This window comes from Candidatus Pelagibacter sp. HIMB1485 (assembly GCF_052048055.1).
GTDB lineage: Bacteria > Pseudomonadota > Alphaproteobacteria > Pelagibacterales > Pelagibacteraceae > Pelagibacter.
Map to the genome: position 1 here is coordinate 950,431 of NZ_JBNAIN010000002.1, position 11,392 is coordinate 961,822.

The window sequence follows — 11,392 nt, forward strand, 5'->3', positions numbered from 1 at the left end:
AATGAATAAAAATATTATTTTAATCACAGGTGGAGCTGGTTTTATAGGTTCTTCATTGATTAAGCATTTTTTAAAATTAAAACTTAAAGAAAAAATAATAAGCATTGATAATTATTATTCAGGGAGTGTTAAAAATCATATTAAATCAACGCAAGTAAAATACATTAAAGGTGAAAATAAAAATATAGAAACAATTTTAAAACCTTATAAAAAAAAAATTAAAATCATTTTTCATTTTGGTGAGTTTTCAAGAATTTATCAAAGTTTTAAATATTATAAAAAATGTTTTGAATATAATGTTCAGCATTCATCTAAAGTTATTGATTTTGCAAAAAATAATAATATTAAATTAATTTATTCCGCTACATCGAGTAATTTAGGTAATGACGGCAAAGATGAGAATTTGTCTCCATATGCATGGACTAAATCAAAAAATATAGAACTTATAAAAAATTACAATAAATGGTTTGGATTAAAATATGAGCTTGTGTATTTTTATAATGTTTATGGACCAGGACAAATAAAAAACTCTAAAATGGCTGCTGTAATAGGTATATTTGAAGAACAATATAAAAAAAAACAACCATTAACCGTTGTAAAGCCAGGAAATCAAAGAAGAGATTTTACACATGTTGAGGATATAGTAAATGGATGTTTCTTAGCATGGAAAAAAGGTAATCAAAATGAATATATGTTAGGGACAAAAAAAACCTACACTATTAAAGAAATAGCAAAATTTTTTAATTCAAAAATTAAATATATACCATCAAGACCTGGAGAAAGATTTGGATCCACAATTACAAATAATAATGCAAAAAAAATTTTAGGATATAAATCGAAGATAGATATAAAAGATTATATTAATAATTTTATTTCTCAAAATTAATGTTTTCAGTACTCATACCTTCTTATAATAACTTAGAATATTTAAAAGTTTGCATAGATAGTTTGATTAAAAATTCTAAATTTAACCATCAAATTATTGTACATATTAATGAGGGTTCTGATGGCACTTTAGATTATATTAAAAACAGCAATATAGAGTATACATTTTCTCAACAAAATATTGGTATGCCAAAAGCATTAAACTTATCCTCAAAAAAAGCTAAATTTGATTATATTTTAATTTCTCATGACGATTTTTATTATTGTCCGAATTGGGACATCGTTTTTGATCAAGAAATTAAACTTATAAAACATAAGGATTTTTATTTTTCAGGAACTATGGTTGGTGAAGGACAAGTTAAATTTGATGCTGGAACAAATTTAGAAAATTTTGATGAAGATAAATTATTAAATAATTTAAAAAAAATCCAAACATTTAATTTTCAAGGTACTACAAAATGTCCTGGTTTAATTCATAAAGATTTATGGAATAGAGTAGGTGGTTGGAGTGAAGAATTCTCTCCAACGGGAGGTGATGATACAGATTTTGCGATGAAATTATGGAAATCAAATGTTAGAATTTTCAAAGGTTTAGGTAGTTGTTCAGTTTATCATTTTGGTTCAATTACAACTAGAAAAAAAGATAAAAAGTTTTTTACCTATCTTGGAAGCAGAGGTAATAAAATTTTTTTAAAAAAATGGGGATATTCAATTAATTTTTTTGAAAAATTTTTTTTAAAATCTGGATTAGACAAGAAAAAAAAATTAATATTCAACGAATATAATGGTCCTTTAACTACTCCAAAAAAAAATTTTAGTTTTTATTTCGAATTATTTAAATCAAAATTACAACTTTTGTATTTAAATTTATTTAATTTTTATTATTAATAATTTAAATTAATTAAAATTTTTAAAGTAATTCTTATCAAATATAGATCTTTTAAAAGATTTAGTTCCTATCAATGAACATATAAACCCTTCAATTTTAAAATATTTATATTTTGCTCTTGATGGTTTATAAATTATGTATACTAAAAACTGGAGTAAATTTATAAAATTATCTGGTAAACAATTCGCAAAAGCTTTAATAAAACCATAATGTTTTTTTATAAAATAAAATTTTGACCATTGACCATGCCATCCACCTACAGCCATAGTACTTGATCTTTCTTTTAAATTTGAAAAAGTTGTTGAATGTAGATTTAATGTTTCCTTAAATATTTTAGATTTATTATGACTAATTAGTGATTTATTAACTATAAATAATTTTAAATTATGAAATTTACATCTCAAAAAAAAATCATCATCCTCATAATATAAAAAAAAATTTTCATCAAATCCTTTTATTTTGAGAAAAGTTTTTTTTTTAACAAGCATTGCTGCTGAAATTACATTTGTAGATTCGTAAATATTTTTTTTCTTATAATTTCTATTATTTATTAGATATGCTGGACTAATTGCACCAAAATTTTTTATTTTTTTGGCAGCAACAATTAAATTTTTAATAGTATTTTTATAGATTATTGCATCAGGATTCATTACAAAAAAATACTTTGTTAATACTTTTTTAGATGCAAAATTTACAGCTCTTCCAAATCCAATATTTTTTTTTAAATATATACTAACACTCTTATATTCTTTTTTAATAATTTTTTCTAAAGATCTATCATAAGAATTTTCAACAATTATTATCCTAAATTTATTTGAAATTTTTTTTATATGTTTTAAGATTAAATTTTTTGATCTATAGGATGGAATAATTATTGTTAAATCTTTATTCATTTACTTAATATTTAAACATTAATTCTTATTCTTAAGAATTTTATTTAATAAATTTAAATTCATTGTTTGGTGAGGGGGTATATTTTTATCAATATTTTTTATTTTCAATATATTTTTGTTATAAATTTTACCAAAATCATAAACAGATCTTGCCTTACCACCAACATTAATTACTCCAAATTTATTAATTAATTTTGGAAGTATATTTATTAGGTCTTCATGAAACATATAATTTGCAAATACGTTTGAGTAAGCTTTTTTATATGCAAAAGGTTTTTCAGTCATAGTTATTCTTAAAATTAATGATTTTTTATACATTTTTACTGCACACTCACCACCTAATTTTGACCAACCATAGTTATTAAAAGGTTTAACAGGATCTGTTTCTTTGTAATTGCCTCTTTGTGAATCGTAAACATATCCAGTTGAAAAATAAATTAATTTAATATCAAAATTTGAGCATGCTTTGACAAGATTACAAGTGCCAACAATATTTAGGTTAATGCTTTTATTGATGTTATTTTCATGCTGTTCCATTGGTCTTGATAGTCCTGCACAATGTAAAACGATTTTAGGTTTAAATTTTTTTAGAACCTTATTGATTGATTTGATATCTAAAATATTTAATTCTTTTTTGTTAAAAAATTTCAAAAACAATTTTTTATTTTTTTGTCTTAATTTTTTTGCAAATCTACCATCTCCACCTGTAACTATTATTAATTTTTTCATATTAATTTAATAAATTTTTTAAATTTCAAATTATTTTTATCTTTTAAGGAAATTGTAGGATTTTTAATTGGCCAGTTAATTTTTAAATCTTCATCGTTCCACACAACACCTACTTCAGATTTTTTATCTCTATAATTTGTGCAGCTATAAATTACGATATTTTCTTCATCTAAACTTAAAAATCCATGTAAAAAACCTGGTGGTATATAAATTGATTTACAATTTTTTTGACTTAATATAATTTTAAAATGTTTACCAAATGTTTTTGAGTTTTTTCTGCAATCAACTATAACATCTAAAATTTTTCCTTTAACTACAGAAACAAATTTTCCTTGTTGATTGTTTTTTTGCATATGTAAACCACGTAAAACATTTTTTTTTGATTTAGAAACAACTGTAAAAATTAAATCTTTTTCAATTTTTTTTTGTATTGATAGTTCTCTAAAAAAACCTCTTTTATCAAAATAATTTTTTGAATTAAAAATAAGTACTTTTTTAAACAAAGTTTTTTTTATATTCATTTAAATTATTTTTTTTAAATATTTTGAATAATCACAATTTCCATAAAATTTGATAGCATCATATATATGCTTTTTCTTAATCCATTTTTTATTGAATGCAATTTCCTCCAAACAAGCTATTTTTAAACCTTGTCTGTTCTCTATTGCTGATACAAACGATATAGTTTTGTAGTAATCGTCCATTGTACCTGTATCAAGCCACGCTCCACCTCTGCCAATAAAATCAGCACTCAAAAGATTTTTTTTTTTATAAATATTTAAAAGATCAACTATTTCTAATTCACCTCTTTTTGAATATTTAAGTTTTTTTGAGTAATTAACTACATTTTTATCGAAAAAATAAAGACCTGTTATTGCAAAATTTGAAATAAAATTTTTAGGCTTTTCAACAATTTTTATAATTTTATTATTATTGTTTAATTTTGCAACTCCAAATAATTCTGGTTTAAAAACTCTATGCAATAGAACTCTTGCACCATTTTTCAATCTTGTGTTAGTTGATAAATTTTTTGTTAGGTTTTGACCATAAAAAAAATTATCTCCTAAAATTAAAGCTACATTTTTGTTGTTAATAAATTTTTCCCCTAACAAAAATGCATCTGGTAATCCTCTAGGTTTATCTTGTTCAATGTAAGTTAGTTTAATTCCCAAATTTTTTCCATTTGGTAATATTTTTTTGTATTGACTCAACTGACCCTTATTTACAATTATCAAAATATCTTTAATATTACATAACATTAAGATCGATAATGGATAAAATATTAAAGGCTTGTCATAAATTGGAAGTAGCTGTTTATTTACTGCTTTAGTTAACGGACTCATCCTAGTTCCCATTCCACCTGCTAAAATAATTCCTTTTCTTATCATTTTTTACCAAAACGCTTTGTAATATCTTTTTTATTTAGTGTTTCAAAATATTCTTTGTTATTAAGATACCACATAACTGTTTTATATAAACCGATATCAATTTTAATTTTATTTTTCCAATTTAGTTTATTAATTATTTTTATACTATTAAGTGCGTATCTTTTATCATGTCCAGGACGATCTTTTACAAATTTAATTTTCGATTTTGTTTTGTAATTAATTTTTTTAAAAGCATTGAAAAGTTTTGAGCATATTTTTAGATTACTTACATTTTGACTAGATCCAATATTGTAAAATTCTCCAATTTTTCCTTTCAAGTAGATTTTAATTAAAGCTTCACAATGATCTTTAACATAAATCCATTCTCTAGAATTTTTACCATCTCCATAAATAGGTAAATTTTTATTATGAATAATATTATAAATCATTTTAGGAATTAATTTTTCAGGATGTTGTCTTGGCCCATAATTATTTGAACAATTTGTTATTATAATAGGTAAATCATAAGTTAGAAAATAAGAATGAACTAAATGATCTGAAGATGCCTTGCTAGCAGCGTAAGGAGATGATGGCTTGTAAGGAAAATTTTCATCTGTTCTTCCTTTTACAATATCGCCATAAACTTCATCTGTAGAAACATGTATCAATCTAAAATTTTTATTTGAGATATAATACTTACGTAAAACTTCTAAAAGATTAAATACAGCAAGAATATTGTTTTTTATGAAAGGAAAGGGGGTGTCTATTGATCTATCTACGTGAGTTTCTGCAGCTAAATTAAATATTGCTACTGGTTTTTCACTCTTGAATATTTTATATAATTTTTTTTGATTATTTAAATCACATTTAATAAATTTATAATTTTTATTGTTACTCAAACCTTGAACATTATAAAAACTTGATGAATAAGAAATTCTATCTAAATTAATTACGAAGAAATTTTTTTCTAATAAAGCGTCAATTAAATTACTTCCAATAAACCCTAAACCACCGGTAACAACAACTTTTTTATTTTTTTTCATAAATGCTTATAAATTTTTAATTTTTTTTCATATTAAAATAATATTTTTTATATATTAATAATTAATAAAACAATTATACAAAAACTAATAATGAAAATTAAATAAGTATGATATTTATTTACTGTATTTGATAAAAAACAAAGTTTAATTAATTTTATAAAGAATTATAAGAAATTTAAATCTGGATCTAAACATAAATTAATAATTTGTTTTAAGTTATTTAAAATTAATGAAATTGTAAAATTAAGGAAGTTATTAAAAAAAATAAATTATCTAGAATTTATAGATCCATCTATTAAAAATGATTGGGATTTTGGTAGTTATAAAAGAATATGTCAGCAATATTACAATCAAGACATTTTTTTTTTAAACAGCCATTCATATCCAATTACAAATAATTGGCTTAAAAAAATTTTTTTATACAAAAAAATAAATACAGTAATAGCACCAATGGCTTCAAATGAGAGTATAGTTGACTCTATAAAGTTGAAAAATAAATACCATAAAATCATTAGATATTTAATTAGAAAATACAAGTTTAATAAATATTTTGATAAATTTCCTAATCCACATTTTAGAACATCAAGTTTTTTAATTAATACAAGGGTTTTGTTTAATTATTTAAAAAATAAAAAAATTAATAATAAAGAAGATACATTAATGATAGAGAGTGGAAAAAAAAGTTTAACTAATTACTTAAAGAAAAAAAATATTAAGATTTATATTGTAAACTCAGAGGGTAAAAAATTTACTGAAAAAAATTGGATATTAAGTGAAACATACAATTATATTAAAAAAAACAAAAGTATTATATCCGACAAATATACTAGAAATTATTTAAAATTATCCAACAAAGAAAAAGCAAATATGAGAAATAAAACATGGGGTGATGAAATAGAAAAATTAAGTAATGTTTAAAAATATTTCATTTAATAAATATCTTTGGTATCTAAATTTTTTAAAATTAAAAACTAAATATTTAATTTCTAGTAATTCAATAGAATTTATAATTTCTCATTTCAATGAAGATTTTGATTATTTGAATTATTTGCCATCTAATCAAAAAATTACTATTTATTTGAAAGGAAATCCTAATTTAAAATTACCCAAAAATAATTTAAACATAAAAATAGTTAGACTTAATAATATTGGAAAGGAATATCATAGTTATATTTATCATATTATTAAAAATTACAATCAATTATCAAATATTAATTTTTTCTTTAGCGCTTCTTTCTTGAATTTAAAAAATAGAACACGTAATTTTGCTAAAGTTTATAAGAAAGTTTCTTCAATATTTAAAAAAAAATTTAAAGGTGTTTATACTTCAGAAGATAAGTATTTTTTATTTAAATTTGATAAATTAAAAATACTTGAACCACATTTTAGAATTTTTGAGCATGAAACATCTAATAAAATTAAACACAAATTAATAGAATCAAAAATTTATCCATTAGAAAAGTATTTTTTTCATTATTTTAAAAATAAAAAACTTGAAAAAAATATAAGAAGTTTAAATGGAATTTTTGCTGTTAATAAAGAAAATATTTATTCAATAGATATTGCAATTTACAAAACTATAATCAAAGAATACAATGTTTTAAATAAAGACTATGAAAGTGGTCATTATTTAGAAAGATTATATCCATCAATTTTTAATTTGAACTAAATGAAGATTAATACAGATGTTTTAATAATTGGTGCTGGGCCCGTTGGATGTGTTATTGCTGAAAGATTGAGTAATGAACTTAATTTAAAATGTAAAATTATTGAAAATAGAGATCATATAGCAGGTAATTGTTATGATGCATATAATAAAAAAGGTGTTTTGTATCACAAATATGGTCCTCATTACCTAAGATTTAAAAATAAAAAAACTTATGATTACTTATCAAAATTCACAAAATGGATTGAGGGTGATTATATTGTCAAAAGTGTTGTTAATAAAAAGCTTTATAGTTTTCCAATAAATCTTGATACTTTAGAAAATTTTTTTAATGTGAAATTAAAAAATAAAAACGAAGCAATTAATTTTCTAAAAAAAAAAATTATTAAAATCAAAAATCCGAAAAATTCAGAAGAGGTTATTTTAAATAAATTAGGTAGACAAATTTATGACAATTTTTATAAAAATTATACTATTAAGCAATGGGGTATAAGTCCCAAGAAATTAGATAAATCAGTAGCTGGAAGAGTGCCAATAAGATTTAATAGGAACCCATTTTATGTAAATGAAAAATTAAGATTTATGCCTAAACATGGTTTTACTCAATTATTTAAAAATATGACTAAAAATAAAAATATATCTATAATTTTTAATACAGATTATTTTAAAATTAAAAATAAAATTAATGTAAAATATTTTACAATATATACAGGTACACCAGATAGGTTTTTTAACTTTAAATATGGAAAACTCGATTGGAGATCGTTAAGATTTGTATTTAAAACTCACAAAAAAAAACTTATTCAAGAATGTGTTCAATACAACTACCCAAATGATCACAAATTTACTAGAAAAGTAGAAATTAAACATGTAACAAAACAAAAAACAAATTATACAGTTATATCTAAAGAATTTCCCACAAATAATGGTGACCCTTATTATCCAATAATTAACAAAAAAAACTTAAGTAAATTTAAAAAATATGAAAAATTAATGAACAATGAGATGAAAAATAATATTTTTTTTGAAGGAAGATTGGCACGTTATAAATATTTTAATACAGATGAAGTTATTGAAAGCGCTCTAGTATTGTATAAGAAACTTAAAAAAACATATAAAAATTTGGTTAAAAGTTAAGTTATTATTTTTTCTTAAAATAATTAAATATTAATTTTGTTTAATGCATTATTTTTAAACAAATTAGCTTCCTTGATATATCTTCTTACCATTTCAGTTGATTTATGACCTGTCATAGCCATTATACTTCGTTCTTCTGCACCAGCCTCTGCTGCTGAAGTTGCAAATCCAGATCTTAAACTATGACCAGCATATTTGTTGCTATCTAAATTTGCTAAATTTGAGTATTTTTTTATTATTAATGCTACTGACTTATCTGAAACTTTAAAAATTTTACCATTTTTTAAATTTTGATGAGTTAACCATGCTTTTAAAGCATTTACTGGACAATAAATTGCATTTTTAAAGTAGGGGATACCTTTTGTGGTACCTTGACCTGATTGGTCAGTTTTTGATCTTTTTATAAAAATTTTAACCCCTTCGGTTACAAACTCAATATCATCATATTCAAGCTGTACTAGTTCTGATCTTCTAAAACCACCCGAGAAACCAATAAGTAATATTGCTTTATCTCTAAGTTTTTTATCTATATTTTTTTGTTTTTCATTTAAAACATTAATAAGTAATTTTAAATCGTTGATTAATAATGGTTTTTTACCTTTTTGATTAACACCATTTTTTCTTTTAATACCCATTAAATTTTCAACAATTATCGGATGTTTGGTGTCTACATAGTATCCTTTCATTTTATGAAGAACTCCTATTGATGCTATTCTTCTTTTGAGAGTACTATATTTTGATGTTGAAGATAGATGAGTCAAATATAATGATAACACTTTAGGACTGGTAGGCATTTCATTAAATCCGTTTTGATTACAGAAATTCGAAAAATCTCTAAAGTCAGCATTGTAAGCTCTTAATGTGTTTGTTGCTTTTGAGTTTTTTAAATTTTTAATTGTTTCAATTTCTAAATTTTTTACATTTACTAAATCAGTCATAATTTCCGATAACCATTAATTATCGGAAATATATATATAATGAAATTTAATGTCAATAGTTATAATTAACTAACCGTATGGCTAGACCAATAATGAAATTAGAGTACAGATACTGCAAAGTATGTAACAAAGATGTTCATTACAAGTTATACAGAAAGGTAAACGCACTGAAAAAAGGTCCAAGGAAAGGTGAAACTCCTGGCTGGACAGATATTAACAATGGAAAGAGATTTTCTGTCTGTAATAATTGTGAAAAAACAAGATTTTATAAGAGATATAGACAAAATCCAATACCTCAACTTATATATAACTTTAAAAAAAGAGCAAAATTAGCAGATGTTCCTTTTAAATTAACTCCAAAAGATATAAGGGAAAAACTTGATCTAGTAGGCACAAAATGCCCTATTCTTGGTATTAAAATGCAGATATCTCAATTAGGATCAAAAAACAATGATTTAACGCCATCGATTGATAGAATTGATCCTAAAAAAGGCTATGTTAAAGAGAATATCATTGTTGTTAGTATGAAAGCCAATAGAATTAAAACTGATGCAACAGTTGAGGAAATAAGAAAAGTTGCAGATTTTTATGAGAAATTATTAAATAATAAATAAACATTTAATATCAATAGTTTAAAATTGAAAATTAAAGCAAATGATTAGAAAATTAAAGCGAAGAGATAAAGAAAATTGGATAAAATTGTACTGCGGATATGCAAAATTTTATAAAGTTCCAATGAATCAAGAGATTTTAGATAGTTTATGGAGTTGGATACACGATGAAAATCATGTTGTTAATGGAATTTGTTATGAAATTGAAGATAAAATTGTTGGAATTGCGCACTACAGAACAATGCCAAGACCAATAAAAGGTCAATATATAGGATTTTTAGATGATTTATTTGTGAATGAACATTTTAGAGGTCAGAAAATAGCTTTAAACCTTATAAAATACTTGGAATCTTTATCTAAAGAAAATAATTGGGACGGAATTCGTTGGATAACCCACTCTTCCAATGAGACTGCGAAAAAATTATATGATAAAATTGCTAAAAATACAGGATTTGAATTATATGAACTTAAAAGGGACTAAATTTCAGATAAAAGTTTGGAATTACTTGAAAAAAATACCTAAGGGAGAAGTCAGAACTTACCTACAGGTGGCAAAAGCTATTGGAAAGCCAAAAGCACATAGAGCAGTAGCAAATGCAGTTGGAAAAAACCCATATCCTCCAAAAATACCTTGTCATAGGGTAATTAGGACCGACGGATCTCTTGGAGGATACTCAGGAAAAGGTGGAATTAAGACTAAGCTGCGCTTACTTAGATCTGAAAAAGTTGATATTTAAGGTTAAAAAAGTGTTGAAAATAAAGACTTTTAGACGATTTTCATGAATAATCATGTAAATAGCACTATTCACCCTTTAGTTGTACCACGTATCTAAATATAACTAAATAAGTACCCTCTATGGGCGATTAAAGAGCATATTCTATTACTGCATTGCTCTATTTGTCAATGATATCAACCCTTTTTTAATATCTCAAATTTGCTGTATTTTGCAGGTTTTTAAGCCACCTGCCCTACAATTTTTGATGAAAAAATATACTTTAGAATTTCATTATTAAAAAACTGTTGCAATTAAACACTTCTAGCAATTTATATTATTTTTAAACGCTATTAATTATATTTAGTGTTTTTTATATACCAATGTGATCCAAAAAAGTCGTTAATATTAACGATTATAATGAAAAAAAACCAAATATTACTCTATTTAACCAAGTATTAATGCCTTTTTATTATATTTATATATACGTTATTTATTCAATAATTACAATAATTTAATAT

General features: G+C 23.1%; 14 protein-coding genes. 8 read left to right on the forward strand and 6 right to left on the reverse strand.

The genetic code is table 11. From position 1 onward, the window contains the following. The first annotated feature begins 1 nt into the window (after position 1). Positions 2–886 (forward strand): NAD-dependent epimerase/dehydratase family protein, encoded by an 885-nt coding sequence (locus ACTTA4_RS07465; RefSeq protein WP_440634163.1) that lies wholly within the window; start codon positions 2–4, stop codon positions 884–886. After that, positions 886–1,773 (forward strand): glycosyltransferase family 2 protein, encoded by an 888-nt coding sequence (locus ACTTA4_RS07470; RefSeq protein ID WP_440634164.1) that lies wholly within the window; start codon positions 886–888, stop codon positions 1,771–1,773. Before ACTTA4_RS07465 ends, ACTTA4_RS07470 begins: the two co-directional genes overlap by 1 nt. A gap of 9 nt (positions 1,774–1,782) precedes the next feature. On the opposite strand, the gene ACTTA4_RS07475 is transcribed toward ACTTA4_RS07470, so the two are convergent. The 5 genes from ACTTA4_RS07475 to rfbB are packed head-to-tail and all read right to left on the reverse strand — an operon-like array spanning position 1,783 to position 5,806. After that, positions 1,783–2,667, reverse strand: coding sequence for a glycosyltransferase (locus ACTTA4_RS07475; RefSeq protein WP_440634165.1), 885 nt, complete (start codon positions 2,665–2,667; stop codon positions 1,783–1,785). A gap of 18 nt (positions 2,668–2,685) precedes the next feature. Beyond that, on the reverse strand, positions 2,686–3,396 hold the full coding sequence (locus tag ACTTA4_RS07480) for a sugar nucleotide-binding protein (protein WP_440634166.1): 711 nt from the start codon (positions 3,394–3,396) through the stop codon (positions 2,686–2,688). Then, entirely contained in the window at positions 3,393–3,917 is a 525-nt protein-coding gene (rfbC, locus tag ACTTA4_RS07485) for a dTDP-4-dehydrorhamnose 3,5-epimerase (RefSeq protein WP_440634167.1), read from the reverse strand. Before rfbC ends, ACTTA4_RS07480 begins: the two co-directional genes overlap by 4 nt. Next, a complete protein-coding gene (locus ACTTA4_RS07490) occupies positions 3,918–4,784 on the reverse strand; it encodes a sugar nucleotidyltransferase (protein ID WP_440634168.1) in 867 nt (288 codons plus the stop codon). It abuts the gene before it with no gap. Next, positions 4,781–5,806: a dTDP-glucose 4,6-dehydratase gene (gene rfbB, locus ACTTA4_RS07495; RefSeq protein ID WP_440634169.1), complete on the reverse strand. Its 1,026-nt coding sequence runs from the start codon at positions 5,804–5,806 to the stop codon at positions 4,781–4,783. Before rfbB ends, ACTTA4_RS07490 begins: the two co-directional genes overlap by 4 nt. Positions 5,807–6,256: 450 nt before the next feature. Here rfbB and ACTTA4_RS07500 point away from each other — a divergent pair, with 450 nt between their 5' ends. From ACTTA4_RS07500 to ACTTA4_RS07510, 3 genes are read left to right on the forward strand one after another with little or no spacing between them, the layout of a single operon-like run. Further along, a complete protein-coding gene (locus ACTTA4_RS07500) occupies positions 6,257–6,724 on the forward strand; it encodes a hypothetical protein (protein WP_440634170.1) in 468 nt (155 codons plus the stop codon). Beyond that, on the forward strand, positions 6,717–7,475 hold the full coding sequence (locus tag ACTTA4_RS07505) for a DUF3431 domain-containing protein (protein WP_440634171.1): 759 nt from the start codon (positions 6,717–6,719) through the stop codon (positions 7,473–7,475). Before ACTTA4_RS07500 ends, ACTTA4_RS07505 begins: the two co-directional genes overlap by 8 nt. Beyond that, entirely contained in the window at positions 7,476–8,609 is a 1,134-nt protein-coding gene (locus ACTTA4_RS07510) for a UDP-galactopyranose mutase (RefSeq protein WP_440634172.1), read from the forward strand. A 23-nt stretch (positions 8,610–8,632) separates the two neighbouring features. Here ACTTA4_RS07510 and ACTTA4_RS07515 read toward each other — a convergent pair whose 3' ends face one another. Next, the gene (locus ACTTA4_RS07515; protein ID WP_440634173.1) at positions 8,633–9,547 is read right to left on the reverse strand and encodes a site-specific integrase; all 915 of its coding nucleotides are present in this window, start codon (positions 9,545–9,547) and stop codon (positions 8,633–8,635) included. Positions 9,548–9,624: 77 nt separating this feature from the next. Here ACTTA4_RS07515 and ACTTA4_RS07520 point away from each other — a divergent pair, with 77 nt between their 5' ends. Genes ACTTA4_RS07520 through ACTTA4_RS07530 form a run of 3 tightly spaced genes read left to right on the forward strand, consistent with a single transcriptional unit; the run spans position 9,625 to position 10,895 of the window. Beyond that, on the forward strand, positions 9,625–10,161 hold the full coding sequence (locus ACTTA4_RS07520; RefSeq protein ID WP_440634174.1) for a hypothetical protein: 537 nt from the start codon (positions 9,625–9,627) through the stop codon (positions 10,159–10,161). 40 nt (positions 10,162–10,201) lie between these two features. Further along, the gene (locus tag ACTTA4_RS07525; RefSeq protein ID WP_440634175.1) at positions 10,202–10,639 is read left to right on the forward strand and encodes an N-acetyltransferase family protein; all 438 of its coding nucleotides are present in this window, start codon (positions 10,202–10,204) and stop codon (positions 10,637–10,639) included. Beyond that, entirely contained in the window at positions 10,620–10,895 is a 276-nt protein-coding gene (locus ACTTA4_RS07530; protein WP_440618399.1) for a methylated-DNA--[protein]-cysteine S-methyltransferase, read from the forward strand. The genes ACTTA4_RS07525 and ACTTA4_RS07530 overlap by 20 nt, the downstream gene beginning before the upstream one ends. Positions 10,896–11,392: the final 497 nt, after the last annotated feature.

Excerpts from the sequence above, each read along its gene's own strand:
- ACTTA4_RS07465 (WP_440634163.1), top strand. The coding sequence starts at position 2 with ATGAATAAAAATATTATTTTAATCACAGGTGGAGCTGGTTTTATAGGT.
- ACTTA4_RS07470 (WP_440634164.1), top strand. The coding sequence starts at position 886 with ATGTTTTCAGTACTCATACCTTCTTATAATAACTTAGAATATTTAAAA.
- ACTTA4_RS07475 (WP_440634165.1), bottom strand. The coding sequence starts at position 2,667 with ATGAATAAAGATTTAACAATAATTATTCCATCCTATAGATCAAAAAAT.
- ACTTA4_RS07480 (WP_440634166.1), bottom strand. The coding sequence starts at position 3,396 with ATGAAAAAATTAATAATAGTTACAGGTGGAGATGGTAGATTTGCAAAA.
- rfbC (WP_440634167.1), bottom strand. The coding sequence starts at position 3,917 with ATGAATATAAAAAAAACTTTGTTTAAAAAAGTACTTATTTTTAATTCA.
- ACTTA4_RS07490 (WP_440634168.1), bottom strand. The coding sequence starts at position 4,784 with ATGATAAGAAAAGGAATTATTTTAGCAGGTGGAATGGGAACTAGGATG.
- rfbB (WP_440634169.1), bottom strand. The coding sequence starts at position 5,806 with ATGAAAAAAAATAAAAAAGTTGTTGTTACCGGTGGTTTAGGGTTTATT.
- ACTTA4_RS07500 (WP_440634170.1), top strand. The coding sequence starts at position 6,257 with ATGGCTTCAAATGAGAGTATAGTTGACTCTATAAAGTTGAAAAATAAA.
- ACTTA4_RS07505 (WP_440634171.1), top strand. The coding sequence starts at position 6,717 with ATGTTTAAAAATATTTCATTTAATAAATATCTTTGGTATCTAAATTTT.
- ACTTA4_RS07510 (WP_440634172.1), top strand. The coding sequence starts at position 7,476 with ATGAAGATTAATACAGATGTTTTAATAATTGGTGCTGGGCCCGTTGGA.
- ACTTA4_RS07515 (WP_440634173.1), bottom strand. The coding sequence starts at position 9,547 with ATGACTGATTTAGTAAATGTAAAAAATTTAGAAATTGAAACAATTAAA.
- ACTTA4_RS07520 (WP_440634174.1), top strand. The coding sequence starts at position 9,625 with ATGGCTAGACCAATAATGAAATTAGAGTACAGATACTGCAAAGTATGT.
- ACTTA4_RS07525 (WP_440634175.1), top strand. The coding sequence starts at position 10,202 with ATGATTAGAAAATTAAAGCGAAGAGATAAAGAAAATTGGATAAAATTG.
- ACTTA4_RS07530 (WP_440618399.1), top strand. The coding sequence starts at position 10,620 with ATGAACTTAAAAGGGACTAAATTTCAGATAAAAGTTTGGAATTACTTG.